Source organism: Rhodococcus sp. B50, assembly GCF_013602415.1.
Taxonomy (GTDB): domain Bacteria; phylum Actinomycetota; class Actinomycetes; order Mycobacteriales; family Mycobacteriaceae; genus Rhodococcus.
Genome location: NZ_WPAG02000002.1, coordinates 587,796 through 611,622 on the forward strand (window position 1 = coordinate 587,796; position 23,827 = coordinate 611,622).

Below are 23,827 nucleotides of genomic sequence, written 5' to 3' on the forward strand. Positions count from 1 at the left end.
GTCTCACGCCACCCGTCGGGTCGCTGCGACCGCCGATTCGCGCAGAAGGGCCTTACCCTCCGGCGTGGCGCCGGACGACTCGAGAGCCTCGAATGCACTGTCGGTCAATGCGGTGATGCGATCCTCGATCCGGGCGACGGCACCGAGGTCGACGAGCACCGAGCGAACCTGCTCCACCTGAGAGTCGGACAGGTCGGTGCCGATCGAGCCGCGCAGCAGCCGGGCCGCTGCCGGATCGGAGGTATCGGCGGTCTCGAGGGCCAGTGCGTACAGGACCGTCCGCTTACCGGAGCGCAGGTCGTCGCCCGAGGGCTTTCCGGTGACCTCCGGGTCGCCGAACACCCCGAGCAGGTCGTCGCGCAACTGGAACGCCAGGCCGATGTCGGTGCCGAAGCGGCGGTAGGCATCGATCAGGTCGTTATCGGCGCCGGCGAGGGCGGCACCGATATGCAAGGGACGTTCGATCGTGTACGCCGCCGTCTTGAACCGGTTCACCCGCATCGCGGCCTCCACCGATTCGTCCGCCGCCACCTCGTTGGCGATGTCCAGATACTGCCCGCCGAGCACCTCGGTGCGCATCGCGGCCCAGACCGGCGTCACCCGCGCGACGGTCTCGGATGCGAGCCCGGCCGAGTGCAGCATGTCGTCGGCCCACACCAGGGCGAGATCGCCGAGCAGGATCGCGACGGATTCGCCGAACTGCTCTGCCCTGCCGTGCCAGCCCGCCGTCCGATGCTGTTCGGTGAACTCGACGTGCACGGTGGGGAACCCGCGACGCGTGGTGGACGCGTCGATGATGTCGTCGTGAACGAGCGCTGCGGCCTGCACGAGTTCGAGCGCGGAGCATGCCTGCAGGACGGCCTCTGCGTCCGGACCCGCCGGATCACCCCCGGCACCGAGCCAGCCCGTCCACGCGAAGCGCGGACGGACCCTCTTGCCACCGCGCAGCACGAACGCTTCGAGTGTGTCGACGGCCGGCCGGTATCCACCACCCACCGAGTCGATCAACGCGGAGCGTGAGGTGAAGAACTGCCGGAGGGAGTCCTCCACACGATGGGGGAGCTGCTCGGCAAGCAAATGATCGGCGCCGCTAGACAGGACGAAACCTCCAGATCGATGGTGACGGCACCTCGGCAGCGAGTGAAGCCTGGGCGCCGCGACCAGCCTATCTGCACTCTCGGATCGTCGCCGGTAGCGACGGCTCCAGCGGCGCCACCTATGCTGGACCGGTGACAAGCGACTTCGTCAGGGCAACCGAGGACGGCGGGATTTCTCGGACCCCGTCGATCGTGGACCGTCTCGGGTCCACGCGTTCGGGCCGCATTCCGTTCTCCGTCGAGTTCTCCCCGCCTCGCGACGCCGAGGCCGAGGGACGACTGTGGCGTGCCGTGCGGACGTTCGAGCGTCTCGGCCCGGCCTTCGTATCGATGACCTACGGCGCCGGGGGATCCACCCGCGACCGTACGGTCCGGGTCACCGGGCGTCTCGCCGAGGAGACCACCCTCCTGCCGGTCGCGCATCTCACGGCCGTCGGGCACAGCATCGACGAACTTCGCGCGATGGTCGGAGCGTATGCCGACCGCGGTATCACCAACATCCTGGCCCTGCGTGGCGATCCGCCGGGCAACCCGCTCGGCGAGTGGGAGAAGCACCCGGAGGGTCTCGAGTACGCCGACGAGCTCGTCCGGTTGGTGCGCGACCTCGGCGACTTCCACGTCGGCGTCGCGTCCTTCCCGGAAGGGCATCACCGGTCCCCGGATCTCGATCACGACACCCGCTATCTCGTGCAGAAGCTGCGCGCGGGCGCCGAGTACTCGATCACCCAGATGTTCTTCGACGTCGAGCACTATCTGCGTCTGCGCGACCGGGTCGTGGCGCACGACGCCGAGCAGGGACTGAAGCCGATCATCCCCGAGATCATGCCCATCACGTCGCTGCGCTCGGCGCGCCGCAGCCTCGAACTGTCGGGTTCGCAGTTGCCGCCCGTACTCGAGGAGCGCCTGCGGCGGGCGGCGGGCGACGGTCCCGAGGAGGACCGGGCGGCAGTACGCGAGGTGGGCATCGAGGTCGCGACGGAGATGTGCGAGCGCCTGATCGCCGAGGGTGCGCCGTGCCTGCACTTCATCACGCTCAACTTCGCCCGCGCGACCGGCGAGGTGCTCACCCGCCTCGGCTACGAACTCGAGGCTCCCGCCGCGGTGCAGCCGGTCTGAGCCCGTCACGGCTCCGGTCAGGGCAGGATGCGTGCCTTCCACGACGCGCGTCCGCTGCGCCGTGCCCGGATCGACGACGCCGTGAGCGCGCCGAAGGCCAGGACCGATGCCGGGTGGGCCGCGGCGTCCAGTAGATCGCCGGCGACACGGTCGGGGGTCTCCGGGTGCCGGCGGCCTCCCCGTTCGGTCGTTCGCGCGAGCAGCCGCGACAGCATTCCCGCGGCGGCTCCGGTCACGCCCCAGCGTCGCGTCCGCCCGTCTCCGAGCAGGGCTGCGGCCGGGGGAACGAGGTAGGCGACGAGATACAGCGCCACCACCGCGGCCGCCCCGGCAGGAGAGCCGAACGCCGACCACAGCCAGCGCGTGTAGCCGCCGACCAGCGGGCGGGGTCCGTCGTACATCCGGCACGACGCGAATCGGCCCGCGGCCGCGACCGTGGTGCGCTCTCCGGTGCGGCGTAGGGCCCGGGCGAGATCGAGATCTTCCGTGGGACTCGCCGCGACCTCCGCGTGCCCACCGATGGCGGCGTAGGCCCGGGCGTCGAAGACGAGGAACTGTCCGCACGCGACCGCCATCGACGGCCGGCGGGTGCGGTGCGAGAGCGCGACCGGCAGCAGCGAGAACCACGACCAGAACAGCAGGGGTTGCACGAGCCGCTCGAGTGCCGATCCGGTCCGCTGAAACGGGAACGGGGAGACGAGCGCGGCATCCTGGCGGCGCAGCAGCGTGACGGCGCCGGCGAGCGCATCGGGTGCGAGCCGGACGTCGGCGTCGATGAATACGACGACTCCCTCGTCCACCGCCGAGCCGGCGCGGGCCACCGCCGCGGCGCATGCGGCGGCTTTCCCGGTCCACCCGGCGGCAGGCGGGTCCGTCGACCGCACGACGGTGATGCGCTCGTCCCCTCCGGCGGCAGCCGCGGCAAGGTCGGCGGTGCCGTCGGACGAGTCGTCGTCGAAGACGATCACGTGCAGGACGCGCAGTCCTCGCTGTGCCCGCAGGTCGGAAACGATCGCACCGATGCGCGGGGCCTCGTCACGGGCGGGGACGACCACGGTGACCTGCTCGTCGACGACCGGGCCGGGCGCGAGACGGGGGAGCATGAAGCGGTTCGCGACGGCGACCACCGCGCCGTAGGAGGCAACGAGAGCGCCACCGGTGACGAGCCGCTCCCACGGGGTGGGACTCGGATCGCGCGACAGGCCGGTCAGGACCGCGTCCCGCTCGTCGCAGACCACTGCGGCGCCGGATTACGGGTGAACCAGGCGGCGCCCGCGATGATCAGCGTGACCCCGAAGGCGGCTCCGGCCATGATCCCGGCCCAGCCCGCGAAACCGCGCGTGTTGGGATCCGCGTAGCGCACCTCCGCCCGCAGGCTGCTCACCTCACCGGCCGGGAGCTTCCAGGTCACGATCGAATCCGACTCGCGGGTGCCGTTGGTGGTCGCCACCCGGGCCGGGAACGCGATGGTGAACTGCACGTCCGTGCCCTGGGACGGGGCGGACTCGAGGTCCACACGTCCGTTCAGCGCGACGAGGTCGCCGGAACGCTGCAGGTTGAGCTGGAACATGCCCGCGCTCTGATCGGACATCGTCGTGAGCTGCTGGACGTCGCCGAAGGTGAGGTCGTTGAAGAAGACCTGGCTCCCCACATAGCCGTCCTGCGAATACTCCTGCACCCGCACCTTCCCGGCCAGTGCCGAGGGGGCGGTGAGCTCGGGGCCGGGATCGTTCTCGTCGGCGGGAATGGTCGCGGCGACGATCTGCCCCGACACGCGGTCGTCGGAGGAGATCCCCATCGTCGCCTGCACGCGCAGGCAGCCGGTGAGGAGCGGAACGGCGAGGAGCACGAGCCCCACGACCGCGACGACACGACGGCGGGCGGACACGGTGGACGACTGCACGGAGAACATGGTGCCAGGCACGGTCATCCTCGTCGGTTCTTCGGGTCGCGCGCGGCGAGTCGTGCCTCGTCCCGTTCCGGGACGGATCCGCTCTCGCCGCGCGCACGGGCGAGCGAGACCAGCAGGGGAACGCCCAGCACACCCATGACGATCAGCCCGTACACGGCCGAATAGCGGAATTCGGGGGCATGGAGGAAGACACTGTGGGCGAGGGCCGAACCGAGCCACGTCCACAGGAACAAGGCGATCGGCACACCGTCGTGCCGGGGCGTATCGGCGCGGTCCGAACGGGAGTCGACGAGCACGAGTACGGTCGCCATGATCGCGGCGACGAGGAGCCAGCCCGCATAGTTGGTGAGCGGGATGTGCTCGACCCCGGGCAGGCCACCGCCGTTGCACCACGACCAGTGACCGTCCGCGACCATCTGGGGATCGAGATAGAGATCCCATCCGAGCATGCCGACAGTGACCGCCGCGACCCGGCCGGGACCGTTGCGGACGAGGCGCGAGGCCACACACCACACGGGGTACAGGCCCGCCGACCATGCCAGCGGCACCACGAGCGGGACGTCGAAGGCCGCCGGCCCGAGCCGATCGGTGACGTAGCTGTAGCAGCCGTAGGGATAGCCGGTCATCGTGCCGACCACCTCGGACAGATATCCGATACCGGCCGAGCTCACGAACAGGACGACGGCGAAGGTGAGACCGCGGTTCAGCGCTGCGTGGATGAGGCAGGCGACGGTGAGCAGTGCGACGACCGCGACGGTCGCGGCGTCTCGGGCGTCACCTTCGGTCAGGGGATAGGCGATCTGGGCGAGGACCGCGGCGACGGCCGGGACGACGGGAAGGATCGTCCGCCACCGGGTCGGGTGGGCCGCGGCCGGCACGTAGGTCTCGGTCATCGCGACACCCAGCCCTTCACGCGGTCGACGATGCCGCCCTTGGCGTCGGCGAGGGCGACGCGGGCGGCGTTGCGTCCGCTCGCGCCGGAGACACCGCCGCCGGGATGCGTCGAGGCGCCGGTGAGGTAGAGACCGGGCGCGTCGGGCACCCGATAGCCCGACAGTTCCGGCAGCGGCCGCCACAGGAACATCTGGTCCAGGGACATCTCCACGTGCATGACGTTCCCGCCGAGCAGCCCGAGTTCGCTCTCGATGTCCGCGGGGGTCTGTACGTGGCAATGTTCGACGCCGGCGGTGAATCCGGGAGATCGCGTCTCCATCTCCGCGAGGATGCGATCGGTTTCCGATCCGGCGATGTCCTCCCAGCGTCGTCCGCCTCGCAGCGCATACGGATGCCATTGGGACCACAGCGTGATCTGGTGTTTGCCGGCGGGCGCAATGGTCTGATCGAGTGCCGAGAAGCTCATGGCGAGAACCGCCGGTCGTGGGGGCAGGTCTCCCGCCATCGCGGCACCGTGCGCCGCCCGCAGGTGGGCGCGGTCGTCGACGAGCAGTTGCAGACCCGATGTGGTCAGCTCCGGTTCGTCGCACCCGCGGTAGTGCGGCAGCGAGGCGGTGCCCAGCCGCAGGACCATGCCGATGCCCGGGCCGACCCGCATGCTGCGCCGCCAGCCTTCGAGCCGGTCGCGGTCGTATCCGCCGCGGTCGAGCAGATCCAGCGTGGTGAGGACGTGGCAGCCGGCGACGACCCTTCGCGCCCGCACGGAGCGTCCGGATTCGGTGCGCACGGTCCACAGGTCGCCGGAGCGGCTGATCTCCGTGACGGCGTCGCCGCAGGTCACCGTGCCGCCGTCGGAGCGCAGTCGGGACAGCAGTGCCTGGGTGAGTGCGCCGCTCCCGCCGATCGCGCGGCCCGGGGGGAGGGTGTGCATGAGGGCCGCGAAACCCACCATCGCGGCGGTGCCGGGTTCGGACATGGGCGGTCCGGACTGCGCACCGAACCAGGCCAGTGCCGCTTTCAGGGGTTCGTCGTCGAAGTACTCGTCGAGCAGGCTGTCGCCGGTGGTGAGGAACCGGCGGGACAGGGCGCTGCCGCCTTCCCCGGCGTCGAGACCCCAGAACGAGGACAGCAGGTGCCGACCGGTCGGGGGATGGGTGAACGACTTCATCACCGCCGCGCTGCGCGGGCCCCAGTCCTGCACGAATCGGCGGTACGCGTCGGCCTCCCGGCGCCCGCACGCGGCCTCGACGGACGCGCACGTCCGGTCGAGATCGCGGTGGAACACGATGCCCGGACGGTCGGTGCCCTCCGGCGGCGGCGCGTACGCCCACGGGTCGCAGTCGATGTAGCGCAGTCCGTGGGCGGCGAGATCGAGTTCCTCGACGATCCCCGAGTGGCGGACCATGATGTGGGCCGAGGAGCCACGGTCGACGGCGTATCCGGGGAAGCGCTCGACGGTGGAGACGGCCCCGCCCGGCACGGTGTCGCGTTCGAGCACTTCCACCGACCATCCGTCACGGGCGAGATAGCACGCCGAGACCAGGGCGTTGTGACCCGATCCGACTACGACGGCGTCGAGTGTGGGGTTCATGAGGTACTGCTTCCGTCCGGATCGTCGAGCGTGTGGGGGTGATGCGGAACGAGGTCCGGCCCGAGTGGCAGGCTCCTGCCGAGGACCGCGAACGGGCGGGCATCGCCGGTGAAGACGAAGCGACGGACGACGTCCTGGAATCCGAACCGACGGTACAGCCGCCAGGCCCGGTTGTCCTCACCCTGTACTTCGGGAGTCGACAGCAGGACGGTCCCTTCCGTGCGGTCGCGCAGCAGTGCGTACAGGAGCAGTTCCCCGATGCGGCGTCCCTGCATATCGGGACGGACGTGCAGTTCGGTGAGCTCGAAGTAGTCGGCGAGGACCCGATCGATCTCCTCGGGGGGCCGTCCGGAATGACGCATGCCGGCGCGCACCTGCTGGTTCCACCACTGCCGGGTATCGCCCCGGTAGCCGTACGCGATGCCGACGATCGTGTCGGGCGCCTCGGGGAGAGCGGCGACGAAGGCCTGCCATCCCGCACGGGCCGAATGCTCGGACCACATCGGCGCCCGGTGGTACTCCGTGCCGCGGGGATAGCGCATCGCCGCGACGTAGACGGACAGCAGCTCGGGGAGGCGCGCACGGAAATCCGCAGGGGAGAGTTCGGTGAGGATCGCGGGGTCGTGGCGGGGGTCGGTGGTCATGCGTGACTCGTTCGGGTGGCTCGCGATGTGTCGGAGGTGCTCGTGTCTCGCTGATCGTTCGAGATGGCGTAGCCGCTTTCTCTTGACGGGTTGTCGGTGGGTCCAGCTATATTGAATACGTCGAACGCATGTTCGACACCGGTGATCCGGGGATGTTCGAGGGAAGCGAACATCCCCGGATCACCCTGGGGTCTCCCGCTCGGCGCCGTGTCGGCCACATTCGAGGAAGTGATCTCCGTTCCTCGGCGTTTCGGCGGGAATACCACCGGATACCGCTCGTTGTAGTGAGTGGTGCGACCACGCCGAGGAGGTGCGTGAATATGGCCAACGGTCACGTCGCGAGTCGAGGGCCGCGCCGAACGTCTCCGACACTCGGGCCGTCCTCATGCATGGACAGCCCCACCTCGGCGCGCGCGGCGACGCTGTTGCGCAAGGCCGACGACCTGCTCTCCGGCGCCGCCGGTGCCGACAATCCCGGTGAGCGATTCCGGCTCGCCTATCTGGCGGCGTTGCGCGGTGCCGGCGCGGTGGTCGCTGCTGCGGAGATGCGCTCCGGGGTCCGGCCGGCGCGCCGGCCGGTCACACGCAATGCGTGGGCGCTCATGGCGCGCGCCGACGAGTCCTTCGCTGTCTGGGCCGACTACTTCGCCGATCGTTCCGCCACCCGCGCGGCGATCGAGGCGGGCGTCGCGCGGGCGGTGGGAGCCGACGAGTCCGGGGCCTTCTACGACGAGGTGGGTCACTTCCTGCACGACGTGGAGGGTTATCTCGACGCCGAGGCGGAGTCGGAAGTCGGTGTCGGTAGGTGACCTTCGCCGTCTTACGAGGGTCTTCGCCGGGCGGGGGATCGAACTCACGTGTGGAGTTTGTGGTCCACAGCGACATCTGCTCGTATTATTGACTCAGGCGGCCGTATCGACGGCCCCCCACCGGCTTCGCCCCACGGATCCGGTGGCCACCGTTTAGTGCCGGGGGAGGTACCGTGCCACTCTCCGAGCACGAGCAGCGCATGCTCGATCAGATCGAGAGCGCGCTCTATGCTGAGGATCCCAAGTTCGCCTCGACCGTGCGTGGCAGCCGGTTGGGGATGGCGTCGAACCGGCGGCGGCTACAGGCCGGCGCCTTGTTCGTGTTGGGCCTGACGCTGTTGATCGCCGGTGTTGCCCTGCCGCTCAAGCCGGGCGGCTTCCCGATCATCAGTCTGCTCGGGTTCCTCGTGATGTTCGCCGCGGGAGTTCTGTTACTCCTCGGCGGTCGTCGGCCGTCGACTCCGGGGGCGACGGGCGGTAGTTCCGGTTCCGGAAAGACCGGCCGAAGTTCCCGCGGCGGCAAGAAGTCCTCGGGTGGTGGCTTCACCAACCGCATGGAAGAGCGGTTCCGGAGGCGTTTCGAGCAGGATTGACTCCTCGACCGATAGCTGTATCGACGACGGCGCGACCCACGGGTCGCGCCGTCGTCGTTCTGTGCGCACCTTCGTGCCCCACCATCGGTCGCCTTTCCGCCACCGCGCCCCACTCGCGCCACCCTCGGTCCCGTTCCGTCTCCCCGCCGTGTCTCATCCGCGGCATTTTCCCTGGTCGTCTCGCGCCTCGTTCTCGATTTCCGGGCGGGGCCGGTCGTCGACACGACCGCGTCGGCGGAGGCTGTATCACCTCCCTGGGCGTGTCCCCATTTTCCGCCACCCGCTCTGAGCTGGGGTTGTGATGACAACACGCGTGACCGGGCGGCGGTAATCCGTTTCCGGTGGGGCAAAGTGGGGTAATGTGGGGCACGGCGGGACGAGGTGTCCTGCCACGCGAAGCATCCGTCCGGCAGCGGGGAGGCGCCGAGTGTTCCTCGGTACCTACACCCCCAAGTTGGACGACAAAGGCCGGCTCACGCTGCCGGCGAAGTACCGAGACGAGCTGGCGGGAGGGTTGATGATCACGAAGGGGCAGGATCACAGCCTCACCGTGTTCCCTCGTGACGAGTTCGCCGCCTTGGCCGAACGCGCTGCGAGCGCCTCCCGGAGCAACCCCCAGGCACGTGCGTTCCTGCGCAGCCTCGCTTCGGGGACGGACGAGCAGCGACCCGACTCACAAGGCCGGATCACGCTGTCGGCCGCGCACCGCAAGTATGCCGGTCTCGCCAAGGACTGCGTGGTGATCGGCTCGGTCAGGTACCTCGAGATCTGGGACGCGACGGCATGGGAGACCTACCTCGCCGAACACGAAGAAGACTTTTCGGAAGCGAGAGACGAAGCACTGCGCGACATCTTGTAACCACGGCTCGGGCTGCGCGGCGAGTGCCGCGAGGCCTCTGCCCGATGTACCGGCCCTGACGCACTTCCCCAGCGCCAGGTACGGACCGGAGGGCCCTGACGCACTTCCCCGGCGTCAGGTCTCTTCGGACTCGGACAGAGACCTCGAGGCATTCGCCGTCTTCCGTATCCACCCCGTGGCGGCGAGCGGGCATCGATACGAGCGACAGGCAGGCACGAGGCGCACCACCGTCCACCCGACGAGCACCCCACAGACCGTAAGCGGCCCGAGCAGGATTCCGGAGGACACATGGTGGACGGCGAGCACGAATCCGTCGATGGTACGGATGAGGCCACCGGTGCCGATGTGACACCCCCCGCGGAGTTCGGTCACGTGCCGGTCATGCGCGATCGTGCCGTCGAGATCCTCGGTCCGGCGATCGAGAGTGCCGGACCGGAGGGAGAGGGCGCGGTCTACGTCGACGCGACGCTCGGGCTCGGCGGGCACTCCGAACACTTCCTGACGATCTATCCCAAGCTGCGGCTCGTGGGCCTCGACCGCGATCCCGATGCGCTGGCGATCGCGCGCGAGCGACTCGCCCGGTTCTCCGACCGCACCGACTTCGTCCATACCCGCTACGACGGGATCGCCGACGCCCTCGAGAGCGTCGGCCTCGACCGGTACGGCTCGGTCCACGCTGCTCTGTTCGATCTCGGTGTGTCCTCGATGCAGCTCGACGAGGCGGAGCGCGGCTTCGCCTACTCGAAGGACGCACCCCTCGACATGCGGATGGATCCCACCACCGGCATCACCGCGGCCGATGTGCTCAACACCTACAGCCACGGCGATCTCGCCCGCATCCTGAGCACCTACGGCGAGGAACGATTCGCCGGCAAGATCGCCTCCGAGATCGTGCGGACCCGGGCCAAAGCGCCGTTCCGGACCAGCGGCGAACTCGTCGAGCTGCTGTACCGCACGATCCCGGCCGCGACCCGTCGCACCGGTGGTCATCCGGCCAAGCGCACCTTCCAGGCGCTGCGTGTGGAGGTCAATGCCGAGCTCGACTCGCTGCGCGATGCGATCCCCGACGCTCTCGACGCCCTCGCGGTCGGTGGCCGGATCGTCTTCATGTCCTACCAATCGCTCGAGGACAAGGTCGTCAAGCAGGAGCTGACCCCGCGCTCGAAGTCCCGCAGTCCCGAAGGGCTGCCGGTCGAACTGCCGGGCATGGGGCCGGAATTGCGCATCCTCACCCGCGGCGCAGAGCGGGCGACCGAGGACGAGATCGAGGCCAATCCACGTTCGGCGCCCGTCCGCCTGCGTGCCGCAGAACGAATCGCCAGGAGGTAACCGATGACCGTACAGGTGGCACCCTCGCAGCGCCGGCACTCGGGCCGATCGACCGCAGCACAGCGTGCCTATCAGCGACGGTCTCAGCGCGCCGCGCAGCTCGGTGTCGAACCGGTCGAGACCCGCGGTCGGACGACGGGTGCCGGACGTGTCCGCACCCGGATCCCGTTCGTCGCCACGATCATCGCCCTTCTCGGCGTGGGCATGGCGGTGACGTTGTTGCTCACCACCCGGGCGACCGAGGACTCCTACGAGTTGAGCGCGGCGCGTTCCCTCAACGAGGAGCTCGCACAGAAGCGGGCGGTGCTGCAACGCGACGTGGCGACGGCCGAGTCGGCTCCCGCCCTCGCGGTCGCGGCGGCGGAGCTGGGCATGATCCCTACCGGGCAGGTCGCGCGGATCGTGGTCGCGCCGGACGGTTCGGTGCAGGTGGTGGGCGATCCGGTGCCGGCCCAGGGTGCCCCGCCGGCTCCGCTCGATCCGCCGGTCCGGGAGGACGCCCGCGTCCAGACCCCGCTGGCCGGTAGTGCAGGTGCGGAGACCCCGCGGCCGGTCGGTGACGTGAGCGAAGAACCCCGGCCGCGCACCGAAGCCGACGACACCCGACGGGCTGCGCCGTCCGCCGACGGCCGGCCGGCTGGCGAGGAACCTGCACCGGCCCCCGCACCGGAGGCTCCTGCGGGCGCCACGCCGGACGTCGAAGGTGCCCCACCTGCGCCGCCCGCAGCGGGACAATCGGTACCCGTGAGCGAACTGCCGCAAGCCGAGGTGCCCCGCGACGCGGCACCCGAAGCGCCTGTCCAGGCCGTGCCGGCGGAACCCGAGGGCGGGCCTCGGTGAACAACCGCCCCACCCCCCGGCGTGTACCGCAGCGACGTTCCACCCCTGCGACGCGCGGCGGACGCGCTCGAATGTCCGCGCCGCGCGACCGCAAGCAACGCGACAGGACGAGCTTCACCTACCGCAACAAGTGGGGCCGGATCGGCATGTTCGGGGCGCTCGGCGTAGCGATCGCGCAATTGCTGTCCGTGCAGCTCGTCCAGGCTCCCACTCTGTCCGCCGAAGCGGCGAGCCAGCGCACCACCCGCCTCGTCGAACCCGCGACCCGCGGCACCATCGCCGACCGCAACGGTGAACCGCTCGCCTACACCATGGAGGCGAAGGCACTGACCTTCCAACCCGTGCGGGTCCGAAAGGAACTCGAGGAGGAACGCGCGAAGGATCCGACCCGACCGGAGGTCTCGGAGTATCTCGAGGGTGTGGCCTCGGCGATCCACGACGCGCTCGGCGCCGCGGCGCCCGAGAAGGACGTGCTCGAGATGCTCGAGAGCGACGAAACCTTCGTCTACCTCGCCCGCGGTGTCGATCCGGGTGTCGCGGCGGAGATCGTCGACGAGTACGACAAGGTCGGAACCGAACGTCAGGACATCCGCCTGTACCCGGGTGGTTCCCTCGCCGCCAACATCATCGGCGCGACCGGTTGGGACGGACACGGCCTGATCGGGCTCGAAGCGTCGATGGACGCCGTGCTGGCGGGTACCGACGGTTCGTCGACCTACGACCGCGGTTCCGACGGTGCCGTGATCCCCGGTAGCTGGCGCGATCGGCAGCCGGCGGTCGACGGCTCGTCCGTCGAGCTCACCATCGACAACGACCTGCAGTACCACGTGCAGCAGGAGGTACAGCGCGCGAAGGATCTGTCCGGCGCGAAGAACGCCTCCGCGGTGGTGCTCGACGCGCACACCGGTGAAGTTCTCGCCATGTCCAACGACGGCACCTTCGACCCGTCGATCGGTGTCGCGAACAACCCGCCCGATGCGGAACAGGGCAACCTGGCGGTCAGTTCGCCGTTCGAACCCGGATCCGTGAACAAGATCATCACGGCGGCGGCGGCGATCGAGGACGGACTCACCAGGCCCGACGAGGTTCTGCAGGTACCCGGAACGATCACGATGGCCGGCGCGACCGTCAAGGACGCCTGGGATCACGGGGTCGTGCCCTACACCACCACCGGTGTGTTCGGGAAGTCGTCGAACGTCGGGACGCTCATGCTCGCGGAGCGGATCGGCGAGGACCGCTTCGCCGAGATGCTGCGACTGTTCGGACTCGGACAGCGCACCGACGTCGGCCTGCCCGGCGAATCGTCCGGCCTGCTGCCCAGCCGCGAACAGTGGTCGGGCGGTACCTTCGCGAACCTGCCCATCGGCCAGGGCCTGTCGATGACACTGCTGCAGATGACCGCGATCTACCAGACCATCGCGAACGACGGCGAGCGTGTCCCGCCGCGGGTCGTGCGCGCGACCATCGCGCCCGACGGCAGCCGTACCGAGACTCCCCGCCCGGATCCGGTGCGCGTGGTGAGCCCGCAGACCGCCGCGACGGTGCGCGACATGTTCCGCTCCGTCGTCCAAGCCGATACCGGCAACCAGCAGGGCACCGGCACGGGCGCCGCCATCGAGGGCTATCGCATCTCGGGCAAGACGGGCACCGCCCAGCAGATCGACCAGAACTGCAAGTGCTACTCGAACTCCGAATACTGGATCACCTTCGCCGGCATCGCGCCGTCCGACGATCCGCGATACGTCGTCGGCATCATGCTCGACGCCCCGACCCGCAGTTCCGACGGCAGCGGCGGACAGTCGGCCGCACCGCTGTTCCGCACCATCGCGTCGTGGTTGTTGCAACGCGACGGTGTGCCGTTGTCGGCCGAACCGGAGAGCAAGCTGATCCTCCAGGTCGACTGACCACGCGACCACGCGGCCTCGGTACGCTGACACGTCGGTAACGTGACACGACGGTCGTCGCCGAGACCGCAGAACGGGAACGAACCCGGGAACATCCGTCGGAATGCCTGCAGACGAGCTGCAGCGAAGCGAGAGGAAACTGGTGCCTGTGCCATCGAGTCCGGATCCGTCTCCTCCGGAGGAGGGGCGGAGACCCGAGCACCCACCGATGACGCAGATCGCGGTCCTCGCCGACGCCATCGGGGCGCGCGTGGAGATCGTGAACCCCGAGGCCGGAGAGGACACGGCCCGCACGGTCGCGGTCACCGGTATCGACCTCCGTGCTCAGGGCATCCGCCCGGGCGACGTCTTCGCGGCGCTGCCCGGCGCGAAGACCCACGGTGCCTCCTTCGCCGGCACCGCACTCGAACGCGGAGCCGTCGCCGTGCTGACCGACGAGGCCGGCCGCGATCTCGTCGCCGAGTCGACCTCGGAGCCCGTCGCGGTCCTCGTCCATCCCGAGCCGCGTGCCGCGCTGGGTGCGGCCTCGGCCACCGTCTACGGGCATCCGTCGCGGAACATGCAGGTCATCGGGATCACCGGCACCTCGGGCAAGACGACGACCTCCTATCTCGTCGAGGCGGGGCTCGTGTCGGCCGGTCGCGTCGTGGGTCTCGTCGGCACCGTGGAGACGCGGATCGAGGGGATCCGCTTGCCGAGCACCCTCACCACCCCCGAGGCGCCGCAACTGCACGCCCTGTTCGCCGTCATGCGCGAGCGGGGCGTGGACACGGTCGTGATGGAGGTCTCCAGCCACGCCCTCGCACTCGGCCGGGTGGACGCCACCGAGTTCGCCGTCGGAGGATTCACCAACCTGTCCCAGGACCATCTGGATTTCCACAAGGATCTCGACGACTACTTCGGCGCGAAGGCCAGACTGTTCGCCGAGGACTCGCAGGTCCGGGCCCGACGCGCCGTCGTGTGCACCGACGACGAGTGGGGACGCCGCATGGCCGAACTCGCCCGCGCCGGCCGCGACGACGCGACCACCGTCCGAACCGTCGCCACGGGCGCTCGCGGTGTCGGCGGTGCCGGTGGTGCCGGTGGTGCCGACTGGACGGTCACCGACGAGGTCCCCGACGAGACGGGCGTGCAACAGTTCACCCTCGTGGGTCCGGACGGCACCCGACACCGTGCCACCGTCGGCCTGCCGGGACGCTACAACGTCACCAACGCCGCACTCGCCGTCGCGATCTGCGCCGAAGTGGGTGTCGACATCGCCGCCGCGATCCGCGGCATCGGCGACGTCGCGGTGCCCGGCCGGGTCGAGCGTGTCGACCGCGGACAGGACTTCCTCGCGGTCGTCGACTACGCGCACAAGCCCGCCGCGCTCGAAGCGGTCATCGGAACCCTGCGCGCCGCGACCGAGGGGCGCATCGCCGTGGTCGTCGGTGCGGGCGGCGATCGCGACCGGACGAAGCGGCCGATCATGGGCGAGGTCGCGGCGCGGGCCGCAGACCTGGTGATCGTGACCGACGACAATCCACGAACCGAGAACCCCGCCGCGATCCGCGCGGCCGTCCTCGACGGTGCACACTCCGTACCGGCGGGCGACCGCGGTGAGATCCTCGAGATCGGGGATCGCGCTGCGGCGATCGACGCCGCGGTGGCGTGGGCCCGTCCCGGCGACGTCGTGCTCGTCGCAGGTAAGGGCCACGAGACGGGGCAGGAGATCGAGGGAGTGAAACATCCCTTCGACGACCGCGAGGTCCTCGGCGCAGCACTCGACAAGTACCGGACCGCAGGACCCGACGGTCACCATCCGCCTGCTGCGGGCGGTTCGCATCACGGAGGCAAGGCATGATCCCGATGACACTGGCTCGGATCGCGGAGGTCGTCGGGGGCACCCTGCACGACGTCGACGATCCGTCCGTCGAGGTGACCGGGTCCGTCGAGTTCGACTCGCGACGGATCGGTCCCGGCGGCCTGTTCCTGGCGCTGCCCGGTGCGCGCTCGGACGGGCACGATCACGCCCCGGCCGCGGTGTCCGCCGGTGCCGTGGCGGTCCTTGCCGCACGACCGGTGGGGGTGCCCGCGATCGTAGTGCCGCCGATCCCGCCCACCGAGACCAACGCCCTCGCACTCGAGCACGACAGCGACGGATCCGGCGCGGCGGTGCTCGCCGCCCTTGCCAAGCTCGCCCGCAACGTGGTGGACACGCTCACCGAGGCCGGTCTCACGGTCGTCGGCGTCACGGGTTCGGCGGGCAAGACGTCCACGAAGGACATGATCGCCGCCGTGCTCGCACCGTTGGGTGAGGTCGTCGCTCCGCCCGGATCGTTCAACAACGAACTCGGCCATCCGTGGACTGCCCTGCGCGCCACCGAAACCACTCGCTTCCTCGTCCTCGAGAAGTCGGCACGCGGCCCCGGGCACATCGCGACCCTGGCCCGCATCGCCCCGCCGCGGATCGGTGTCGTGCTCAACGTCGGCACCGCCCACATCGGCGAGTTCGGCTCGCAGGAGATCATCGCCGAGACCAAGGGTGAACTCGTCGAAGCCCTGCCCAGCGCCGCCGACGGGGGAGTCGCGATCCTCAACGCCGACGACACCCTCGTGTCGAAGATGGCGACCCGCACCACCGGTCGCGTGGTGTCCGTCGGGACCGGTTCCGGCGCGGCCTACCGCGCCGAGGACATCCACCTCGACGATCAGGCGCGCGCCTCGTTCACCGCCGTCGTCCCCGGCGCCGACGGGCAGGAGCAGCGCGTGCCCGTGCGCCTTGCCGTCCACGGCGAACATCAGATCGGCAACGCCCTGTCGGCGATCGCGGTCGCCGTGGAATGCGGTGCGACCGTCGAGCAGGCCGCCGACGCGCTCGCGACGGCCGGCCCCGTCTCGGCCCATCGCATGGCCGTACAGACCCGATCCGACGGCGTGACCGTCATCGACGACGCCTACAACGCCAACCCCGACTCGATGCGAGCAGCGGTGAAGGCCCTGGTCACGATGGCGCGGTCGGGCCCTGCTCGCCGCCGCACCTTCGCGGTGCTGGGGGAGATGGCCGAGCTCGGCGACGACGCGGTCGTCGCCCATGACGCCATCGGACGGCTCGCGGTGCGCCTCGACGTCACCCGCATCGTCGCCGTCGGGGCCACGCGCCCGGTCCGGGGTCTGTTCCAGGGCGCCGTGATGGAAGGATCGTGGGGTGAGGAAGCGAGCCACGTACCCGATGCCGACGCCGCGATCGCGTTGCTGCGCGACGAACTGCAGCCGGGCGACATCGTGCTGGTGAAGGCATCGCAGTCCGTGGGCTTGTGGACCGTCGCCGAGGCCGTCCTTGCGGACGATCCGGCCGGTACCGGAAAGAACGACGCTGCTGTGGGGACGGAGGACGCCCGGTGAGACAGATCCTGTTCGCGGCGGGCATCGCGCTCGCAGTCTCGATCCTGCTCACCCCCGTCCTGATCAAGATGTTCTCCCGGCAGGGCTTCGGGCAGGAGATCCGGGTCGAGGGCCCGCAGAGCCACCAGTCCAAGCGCGGCACCCCCACGATGGGTGGCGTCGCGATCCTCGCCGGTCTGTGGGCCGGCTACTGGGGGTCACATCTCATCGGGATGGGATACGACGCCGAAGGCCCCACCGCCTCGGGTCTGCTCGTGCTCGGCCTGACCACGGCGCTCGGCGGCGTCGGATTCCTCGACGACTTCATCAAGATCCGCAAGCAGCGCAATCTCGGTCTGAACAAGACCGCCAAGCTGGTGGGCCAGCTCGTCGTCGCGGTGGCCTTCGGCATCCTCGCACTGCAGTTCCGCAATGCGGACGGCCTCACCCCCGCCAGCACCGATCTGTCCTACGTGCGCGACATCGCTACGGTCTCGATGGGGTCGATCGTCTTCATCCTGTTCGTGTACCTGCTGGTCAGCGCGTGGTCGAACGCCGTGAACCTCACCGACGGTCTCGACGGTCTCGCCGCCGGCTCGATGGCACTCGTGCTCGGCGCCTACGTCATCATCACCTTCTGGCAGTACCGCAACGCGTGCGCAGTGGAGCCGACCGCCGGCTGCTACGACGTCCGTGACCCGCTCGACCTCGCATTGCTGTGCGCCGCCGGTGCCGCCGCCTGTATCGGCTTCCTGTGGTGGAACGCCGCGCCGGCCAAGATCTTCATGGGCGACACCGGCTCGCTCGCCCTCGGCGGCATGCTCGCCGGTCTGTCCGTCACCACCCGCACCGAACTGCTCATGGTGGTTATCGGAGCGCTCTTCGTCGCGGAGGCCGCGTCGGTGGTCATCCAGGTCGCGGTGTTCCGATCCAGCCGCAGGCGGGTGTTCCGGATGGCGCCCTTCCACCACCACTTCGAACTCGGCGGATGGGCCGAGACGACGGTGATCATCCGGTTCTGGTTGCTCGCCGCCATCGCCTCGGCCATCGGCCTCGCACTGTTCTACAGCGAATACCTCGCGGCGATCGGGGACTGACGTGACCGACGAACTGGAACGGCTCAGGGGGCGGGCGGTCCTCGTCGCCGGCGCAGGAGTGTCCGGCCGCGCGACGATCGAACCGCTCACCGACCTGGGTGCCCACGTCACCGTCACCGACCGTAACGAGCGGGCACTGGCCGAGTGCGCGGCGCTCGGCGCGCGGACGGTCGACCTCGACACGCTCGTCGACGACCCCTCCGCACTGCGCGAGTTCGCCCTGGTGGTGACGAGTCCCGGATTCCCGCCCCACGCGCTGTTGCTGTCGCGGGCGGCCGGAGCCGCGGTGCCCATCTGGGGCGACATCGAACTGTCCTGGCGCATCGACCGCGCCGAGATCTACGGACCGGCCCGGCGATGGCTGGTGGTCACCGGGACGAACGGCAAGACCACCACGACCATGATGTTGCACGCGATTCTCGAGGCCGCAGGCCGCAGCAGTGTCGCGTGCGGCAACATCGGCCTCCCCGTGCTCGACGCCCTGCGCCGTGACGACCCGCGCGCCGACGTCCTCGCCGTGGAGCTGTCGTCCTTCCAGCTGCACTGGGCACCGTCGGTGCGACCCGACGCAGGTGTCGTGCTCAACATCGCCGAGGACCATCTCGACTGGCACGGCGGGATCGAGAACTACATCGAGGCCAAGCTCGGTGCTCTCACCGGTGCCGTCGGGGTCCTCGGCCTCGACGACCCGATCGCCGGCGGTCTCCGGGATCGTTCCCGGGCGGTGGTCACCGTGGGCTTCACGCTGGGTTACCCCCAGGAGGGCGAACTCGGCATCAGCGGAGAACTGCTGGTCGACCGGGCGTTCGCGGACTCCGCCGTGCTGGCCCGAGTCGACGACGTGACGCCACCCGGCCCTGCCGGGTTGTCCGACGCGCTCGCGGCCGCCGCCCTCGCACGGGCGATCGACGTGCCCGAATCGGCGGTGCACGACGGTCTGCGACGGCACCGCGTAGGTCCGCACCGCGCCGCGCCGGTCGGTCGGGTCGACGGTGTCGACTACGTCGACGATTCGAAGGCGACCAACCCGCATGCGGCCCGCAGTTCGCTGCTTGCGCACGACCGCGTGGTGTGGATCGCCGGTGGTCTCCTCAAGGGTGCCCGCGTGGACGACCTGGTCGCCGAGGTGGCGCCGCGGCTGTCCGGTGCCGTGCTGCTGGGCCGCGATGCCGGCGAAATCGCCGAGGCACTGACGCGACACGCCCCGCAGGTCCCGGTCGTCGTGGTGGACACGGGCGACGATGAAGCGATGACCGATGCGACGAGTGAGGCCGACACGCCTCCGGTGAGGAGGATCGCGGCGCCGGGTGCCGACGGTCCCGCCGTGATGCGCGTGGCGGTCCGGGAAGCGGCCGCTCTCGCCTCGACGGGAGAGACGGTGCTGCTCGCCCCGGCTGCGGCGTCGCTCGACATGTTCGCCGATTACGCGGAACGCGGCCGGAGCTTCGCGTCCGTGGTCGAGGAACTCCGCGGGGGCGGGACGCCAAGGTGACCTCTCGGGCAGGCGCGACTCGGTCGGGGGCCGGCTCCGACGATCCGGTGGCGGGAGTCCGCGGCCGGTTCGGAGCCTGGTTGGCGCGGCCGCTCGCGTCCTTCCACCTCGTGGTGACGATCGCCGTGTTGCTCACCGTGCTCGGACTCGTCATGGTCCTGTCCTCGTCGAGCGTCGGTGCGGTGGCCGCGGCGGGGTCGGCCTACGGGTTGTTCACCTCGCAGTTGATCTTCGCCGCCCTCGGCATGGTGATCTTCTACATCGCGCTGCAGATCCCGGTGCGTCTGATGAGGCGGTTCGCCTTCCCGGCATTCGCGTTCTCGGTCGTGCTGCTGGTGCTCGTGCTCATCCCCGGTATCGGCACCGTCTCCCAGGGCACCCGGGGCTGGTTCGTCATTGCCGGCATCTCGTTGCAACCGGCCGAGATCGCCAAGATCACCCTCGCCGTGTGGGGTGCGCACCTGCTGGCCTCACGCCGCGGCGAGAACTCCACCCTGCGCGAGATGCTCGTTCCGCTCGTCCCGGCAGCCCTGCTCGTGACCGGCCTGATCGTGCTGCAGCCCGACCTCGGCACCACCGTCTCGATCGTGATCATCGTGCTCGCCCTGCTGTGGTTCGCGGGCCTGCCGCTCAAGGTCTTCCTCGGCATCGTCGGCACCGCCGCCACACTCGCAGTGATCCTGGCCCTGACGGCCGGTTACCGCTCGCAGCGTGTGCGGGCCTTCTTCAATCCCGGGGACGATCCGCAGGGCGCCGGTTACCAGGCACGACAGGCGAAGTTCTCCCTCGCGGACGGCGGTCTGTGGGGCCGCGGCCTCGGCCAGAGCCGCGCGAAGTGGAGTTATCTGCCCAACGCCCACAACGACTTCATCTTCGCGATCATCGGCGAGGAACTCGGCTTCCTCGGCGGGGTGGCCGTCATCGGCCTGTTCGGTCTGTTCGCCTATGTCGGGCTGCGTATCGCGATGCGTTCGGCCGATCCCTTCCTGCGTCTGTTCACCGCGACGGCGACGACGTGGATCATCGGCCAGGCCTTCATCAACATCGGTTACGTCGTGGGGTTGCTGCCCGTGACCGGTTTGCAGTTGCCGCTCGTGTCGGCCGGGGGCACGTCGACGGCCACCACCCTGCTGATGTTCGGCCTGATCGCGAACGCGGCCAGACACGAACCCGAGGCGATCGCGGCGCTGCACGCGGGGCAGGACGGCCGGTTCGCGCGATTGCTGCGCCTGCGCAAGCCCGAGGCCTACCGGGCCGGTCGCACACCGGCGCGTACGGCCGCAGCGCGGCCGCCGCGATCGCGGGTCGCGGCACCCGAGCGCACCGCTCCCGCAGCGTCGCGCGGTAGAGGATCGCGCAAGCGGCAGCCTCAGGTGCCGACCGAACGGCAACGTGGAGCGGCGCAGGACCGTCGGGCGGCCGCGAGTCGCGCGCAACCGGCGGACGGAACCGGCCGGGCCCGGCGCACACAACCCGCGCGGGAACCGGCCCGCGGCCGGCAGCAGACGAACCGCACGACACGCGGATCGAACGGACGAAACGGAGAGCGAGGGAACCGTAGGTGAGTGCGGAGAGGCCGGCACTGTCGGTGGTGGTGGCCGGAGGTGGTACGGCCGGGCATATCGAACCGGCGCTCGCGGTGGCCGATGCCGTCCGCGCACTCGTGCCCGATGCGCGGATCACGGCGCTCGGCACCGAGCGCGGACTCGAGACGACCCTGGTGCCGCGACGCGGCTACCCACTCGAACTCGTCCCGCCGGTGCCGCTGCCCCGCAAGCCGACGGTGGATCTGCTGAAGCTTCCGGGCCGGATCGTCGCGTCGGTGCGCCGCACCCGGCAGATCCTCGACGAGGTCGACGCGGATGTCGTCGTCGGTTTCGGTGGATATGTGGCGCTGCCGGCCTACCTCGCGGCCGAGGCCGGCCCGCTGCGTCGACGCCGCCGCATCCCCGTGATCGTCCACGAGGCCAACGCGAGCGCGGGCATCGCCAACAGGATCGGAGCCCTGAGGGCGGAACGCGTGCTCGCCGCCGTCCCGAACTCGGGAATCGTCCGGCGCGGTGACGCGCAGATCGTGGGGATCCCGGTCCGGTCGTCCCTCACGGGTCTCGACCGCGCCGGTCTGCGCGCGGAGGCGCGGCGGTACTTCGGTCTGCCCGACGACGTGCCCGTCCTGCTCGTGTTCGGCGGCTCGCAGGGAGCGCGGTCGCTGAACGAGGCCGTGTCCGGCGCGTCCGCCGCGCTTGCGGAGGCCGGCATCGCCGTGCTGCACGCGCACGGACCGAAGAACACCGTCGACATCCCCGCCCATCCCGGTCACGCTCGGGCACCGTACGTCGCCGTGCCCTATCTCGAACGGATGGACCTCGCGTACTCGGCGGCCGACGCGGTGGTGTGCCGATCCGGGGCCATGACGGTCGCGGAGGTCTCGGCGGTGGGGCTGCCCGCGGTGTACGTGCCGCTCCCGCACGGGAACGGCGAACAGGAACTCAACGCCCGTCCGGTCGTCGCGGCAGGTGGTGGGAGGATCGTCGCGGACGGCGACCTGAACTCCGATTATGTCGCGACGGACGTGGTGTCGTTGCTCGGCGACGAGCAGAGACTCGTGGAGATGGGTCGCAGCGCCGCGGCCGCCGGTCATCGCAGTGCCGCGGACGAATTGGCGCGCATAGTGCTCGAGGTTGCCGGAGTGGAACCGAACAGGAGTGAACGATGAGTGCGCAGTTGCCCGCCGAACTCGAGCGGGTGCACATGGTCGGTATCGGCGGCGCCGGGATGTCGGGCATCGCCCGGATCCTGCTCGCGCGCGGGGGGCAGGTGTCGGGTTCCGACGCGAAGGAGAGCCGCGGTGTGCTCGCCCTGCGGGCACGCGGCGCGCAGGTCCGCATCGGGCACGCCGCCGAGGCGCTCGACCTGCTCGACGGCGGTCCCACAGCTCTGGTCACGACGTTCGCCGCGATCCCGCAGGACAATCCCGAGCTCGTCGCCGCCCGCGAGCGGGGGATCCCGATCCTGTTACGCCCCACCGTGCTCGCCTCCCTGATGCGCGGACACCGCACCTTCCTGGTCTCGGGCACACACGGCAAGACTTCGACGACGTCGATGCTCGTCGTCGCGCTACAGCACTGCGGCTTCGATCCCTCCTTCGCGGTGGGCGGTGAACTCAACGAGTCCGGGACCAACGCACACCACGGCAGCGGGGACGTCTTCGTCGCCGAAGCCGACGAGAGCGACGGTTCGCTACTGCAGTACGACCCGAACACCGTCATCCTCACGAACATCGAGGCCGATCACCTCGACTACTTCGGGACGCCGGAGGCGTACACGGCGGTCTTCGACGAGTTCGTCGCCCGCATCGCGCCAGGTGGTCTGCTGGTCGTGTGCCTCGACGATCCCGGATCGGCGGCGCTCGCGGAGCGGGTCGTCGCGCTCGGCCGCGACGACCTGCGGGTTCGGGGCTACGGCACGGCCGATGTCATCGGCACGGAGGGTGATCACCGCGGCGTTCCCGTCGGCGTGCGGCTCCTCGGCTGGGAGGCCAAGGACGTGGGCGGGGTCGCGGAGCTCCACCTCGCGGGTGAGGATTCGCCGCGGACCGTGCGACTGTCAGTCCCCGGCCGGCACATGGCGTTGAACGCTCTGGCCGCGCTGCTCGCCGCGCTCGAAGCCGGAGCGCAGGTCGACGAGGCTCTCGAGGGACTGGCCGGTTTCGGCGGCGTGCACCGGCGGTTCCAGTACACCGGCCGCGAACACGGCGTGCGGGTGTTCGACGACTACGCCCACCATCCCACCGAGGTCCGGGCCGTGCTGGCGGCCGCAGCCGAACTCGTCGCGGGGGAGCCGCTGCGCTACACCGAGACCGGCACCGAACGGCCCCGTGTGATCGTGGTGTTCCAGCCGCACCTCTATTCGCGCACCGAAGCGTTCGCCACCGAGTTCGGCGCGGCTCTCGACCTCGCCGACGAGGTCGTCGTGCTCGACGTCTACGGCGCGCGGGAGGAACCGATCCCCGGGGTGAGCGGCGCCCTGGTCGCCCGGGCGGTGAGCAGACCGGTGCACTACCAGCCGAACCTGTCCGCGGTTCCCCGGCAGGTCGCACGTCTGACCAGGCCCGGCGACGTCGTGATCACGATGGGCGCGGGTGACGTCACGATGCTCGGCAGGCAGATCCTCGACGCACTGCACAGCAAACCGGGCCGCTTCCGTCCGGCCGGGGCCGCACCCGAGCCCGGCGGATTCCGCGCACCCGGCGGTTCCGGACCGGAGCCGATCGGCCCGTGACGCCCG

General features: G+C 70.2%; 20 protein-coding genes. 14 read left to right on the forward strand and 6 right to left on the reverse strand.

All coding sequences use genetic code 11. The features are described from left to right. Positions 1 to 3 precede the first annotated feature (3 nt). Entirely contained in the window at positions 4 to 1,050 is a 1,047-nt protein-coding gene (locus tag GON09_RS03090) for a polyprenyl synthetase family protein (protein WP_213930550.1), read from the reverse strand. A gap of 218 nt (positions 1,051 to 1,268) precedes the next feature. Between GON09_RS03090 and metF the strand changes: the two genes are divergently transcribed. Further along, positions 1,269 to 2,213, forward strand: coding sequence for a methylenetetrahydrofolate reductase [NAD(P)H] (gene metF / locus GON09_RS03095; protein ID WP_213934248.1), 945 nt, complete (start codon positions 1,269 to 1,271; stop codon positions 2,211 to 2,213). Between the two features lie 17 nt (positions 2,214 to 2,230). On the opposite strand, the gene GON09_RS03100 is transcribed toward metF, so the two are convergent. From GON09_RS03100 to GON09_RS03120, 5 genes are read right to left on the reverse strand one after another with little or no spacing between them, the layout of a single operon-like run. Beyond that, positions 2,231 to 3,451 carry a glycosyltransferase gene (locus tag GON09_RS03100; protein ID WP_213930551.1) on the reverse strand — a complete coding sequence of 407 codons (1,221 nt, stop codon included), beginning with the start codon at positions 3,449 to 3,451 and terminating at the stop codon, positions 2,231 to 2,233. Then, on the reverse strand, positions 3,421 to 4,143 hold the full coding sequence (locus GON09_RS03105; RefSeq protein ID WP_213930552.1) for an LppM family (lipo)protein: 723 nt from the start codon (positions 4,141 to 4,143) through the stop codon (positions 3,421 to 3,423). Before GON09_RS03105 ends, GON09_RS03100 begins: the two co-directional genes overlap by 31 nt. After that, a complete protein-coding gene (locus GON09_RS03110; RefSeq protein WP_213930553.1) occupies positions 4,140 to 5,018 on the reverse strand; it encodes a carotenoid biosynthesis protein in 879 nt (292 codons plus the stop codon). The genes GON09_RS03105 and GON09_RS03110 overlap by 4 nt, the downstream gene beginning before the upstream one ends. After that, positions 5,015 to 6,610 carry a phytoene desaturase family protein gene (locus GON09_RS03115; RefSeq protein ID WP_213930554.1) on the reverse strand — a complete coding sequence of 532 codons (1,596 nt, stop codon included), beginning with the start codon at positions 6,608 to 6,610 and terminating at the stop codon, positions 5,015 to 5,017. The genes GON09_RS03110 and GON09_RS03115 overlap by 4 nt, the downstream gene beginning before the upstream one ends. Continuing rightward, a complete protein-coding gene (locus GON09_RS03120) occupies positions 6,607 to 7,254 on the reverse strand; it encodes a GNAT family N-acetyltransferase (protein WP_213930555.1) in 648 nt (215 codons plus the stop codon). The genes GON09_RS03115 and GON09_RS03120 overlap by 4 nt, the downstream gene beginning before the upstream one ends. A gap of 320 nt (positions 7,255 to 7,574) precedes the next feature. On the opposite strand from GON09_RS03120, the gene GON09_RS03125 reads away from it, so the two are divergent. The 13 genes from GON09_RS03125 (at position 7,575) to murC (ending at position 23,821) form a co-directional block, all read left to right on the forward strand. After that, positions 7,575 to 8,063 carry an SAV_6107 family HEPN domain-containing protein gene (locus tag GON09_RS03125; protein ID WP_213934249.1) on the forward strand — a complete coding sequence of 163 codons (489 nt, stop codon included), beginning with the start codon at positions 7,575 to 7,577 and terminating at the stop codon, positions 8,061 to 8,063. Between the two features lie 173 nt (positions 8,064 to 8,236). Further along, positions 8,237 to 8,656, forward strand: a complete 420-nt coding sequence (locus tag GON09_RS03130; protein ID WP_060652805.1) for a DUF3040 domain-containing protein — start codon at positions 8,237 to 8,239, stop codon at positions 8,654 to 8,656. Positions 8,657 to 9,083: 427 nt separating this feature from the next. After that, complete coding sequence (mraZ, locus tag GON09_RS03135) at positions 9,084 to 9,515, forward strand: division/cell wall cluster transcriptional repressor MraZ (RefSeq protein ID WP_016934758.1); 432 nt, start codon at positions 9,084 to 9,086, stop codon at positions 9,513 to 9,515. 381 nt (positions 9,516 to 9,896) lie between these two features. After that, positions 9,897 to 10,844, forward strand: coding sequence for a 16S rRNA (cytosine(1402)-N(4))-methyltransferase RsmH (rsmH, locus tag GON09_RS03140; RefSeq protein WP_244865771.1), 948 nt, complete (start codon positions 9,897 to 9,899; stop codon positions 10,842 to 10,844). A gap of 3 nt (positions 10,845 to 10,847) precedes the next feature. Next, complete coding sequence (locus GON09_RS03145) at positions 10,848 to 11,684, forward strand: hypothetical protein (protein WP_213930557.1); 837 nt, start codon at positions 10,848 to 10,850, stop codon at positions 11,682 to 11,684. Positions 11,685 to 11,755: 71 nt separating this feature from the next. Beyond that, positions 11,756 to 13,588, forward strand: a complete 1,833-nt coding sequence (locus GON09_RS03150) for a peptidoglycan D,D-transpeptidase FtsI family protein (protein ID WP_213930558.1) — start codon at positions 11,756 to 11,758, stop codon at positions 13,586 to 13,588. Between the two features lie 208 nt (positions 13,589 to 13,796). Beyond that, positions 13,797 to 15,431: a UDP-N-acetylmuramoyl-L-alanyl-D-glutamate--2,6-diaminopimelate ligase gene (locus GON09_RS03155; protein ID WP_213930559.1), complete on the forward strand. Its 1,635-nt coding sequence runs from the start codon at positions 13,797 to 13,799 to the stop codon at positions 15,429 to 15,431. Continuing rightward, a complete protein-coding gene (locus GON09_RS03160) occupies positions 15,428 to 16,972 on the forward strand; it encodes a UDP-N-acetylmuramoyl-tripeptide--D-alanyl-D-alanine ligase (protein ID WP_213930560.1) in 1,545 nt (514 codons plus the stop codon). The genes GON09_RS03155 and GON09_RS03160 overlap by 4 nt, the downstream gene beginning before the upstream one ends. Then, positions 16,969 to 18,048 carry a phospho-N-acetylmuramoyl-pentapeptide-transferase gene (gene mraY / locus GON09_RS03165; protein ID WP_213930561.1) on the forward strand — a complete coding sequence of 360 codons (1,080 nt, stop codon included), beginning with the start codon at positions 16,969 to 16,971 and terminating at the stop codon, positions 18,046 to 18,048. Before GON09_RS03160 ends, mraY begins: the two co-directional genes overlap by 4 nt. Position 18,049: 1 nt before the next feature. Continuing rightward, on the forward strand, positions 18,050 to 19,540 hold the full coding sequence (murD, locus tag GON09_RS03170; RefSeq protein WP_213930562.1) for a UDP-N-acetylmuramoyl-L-alanine--D-glutamate ligase: 1,491 nt from the start codon (positions 18,050 to 18,052) through the stop codon (positions 19,538 to 19,540). Beyond that, a complete protein-coding gene (ftsW, locus tag GON09_RS03175) occupies positions 19,537 to 21,105 on the forward strand; it encodes a putative lipid II flippase FtsW (RefSeq protein WP_374195270.1) in 1,569 nt (522 codons plus the stop codon). Before murD ends, ftsW begins: the two co-directional genes overlap by 4 nt. Then, positions 21,102 to 22,256: an undecaprenyldiphospho-muramoylpentapeptide beta-N-acetylglucosaminyltransferase gene (gene murG / locus GON09_RS03180; RefSeq protein WP_213930563.1), complete on the forward strand. Its 1,155-nt coding sequence runs from the start codon at positions 21,102 to 21,104 to the stop codon at positions 22,254 to 22,256. The genes ftsW and murG overlap by 4 nt, the downstream gene beginning before the upstream one ends. Beyond that, a complete protein-coding gene (gene murC, locus GON09_RS03185) occupies positions 22,253 to 23,821 on the forward strand; it encodes a UDP-N-acetylmuramate--L-alanine ligase (protein ID WP_213930564.1) in 1,569 nt (522 codons plus the stop codon). The genes murG and murC overlap by 4 nt, the downstream gene beginning before the upstream one ends. Positions 23,822 to 23,827: the final 6 nt, after the last annotated feature.

Coding starts and splice junctions, on each gene's coding strand:
- GON09_RS03160 (WP_213930560.1), top strand. CDS start 15,428: ATGATCCCGATGACACTGGCTCGGATCGCGGAGGTCGTCGGGGGCACC.
- rsmH (WP_244865771.1), top strand. CDS start 9,897: ATGCGCGATCGTGCCGTCGAGATCCTCGGTCCGGCGATCGAGAGTGCC.
- GON09_RS03145 (WP_213930557.1), top strand. CDS start 10,848: ATGACCGTACAGGTGGCACCCTCGCAGCGCCGGCACTCGGGCCGATCG.
- murC (WP_213930564.1), top strand. CDS start 22,253: ATGAGTGCGCAGTTGCCCGCCGAACTCGAGCGGGTGCACATGGTCGGT.
- GON09_RS03120 (WP_213930555.1), bottom strand. CDS start 7,254: ATGACCACCGACCCCCGCCACGACCCCGCGATCCTCACCGAACTCTCC.
- GON09_RS03125 (WP_213934249.1), top strand. CDS start 7,575: ATGGCCAACGGTCACGTCGCGAGTCGAGGGCCGCGCCGAACGTCTCCG.
- GON09_RS03110 (WP_213930553.1), bottom strand. CDS start 5,018: ATGACCGAGACCTACGTGCCGGCCGCGGCCCACCCGACCCGGTGGCGG.
- GON09_RS03155 (WP_213930559.1), top strand. CDS start 13,797: ATGACGCAGATCGCGGTCCTCGCCGACGCCATCGGGGCGCGCGTGGAG.
- GON09_RS03115 (WP_213930554.1), bottom strand. CDS start 6,610: ATGAACCCCACACTCGACGCCGTCGTAGTCGGATCGGGTCACAACGCC.
- GON09_RS03105 (WP_213930552.1), bottom strand. CDS start 4,143: ATGACCGTGCCTGGCACCATGTTCTCCGTGCAGTCGTCCACCGTGTCC.
- GON09_RS03150 (WP_213930558.1), top strand. CDS start 11,756: ATGTCCGCGCCGCGCGACCGCAAGCAACGCGACAGGACGAGCTTCACC.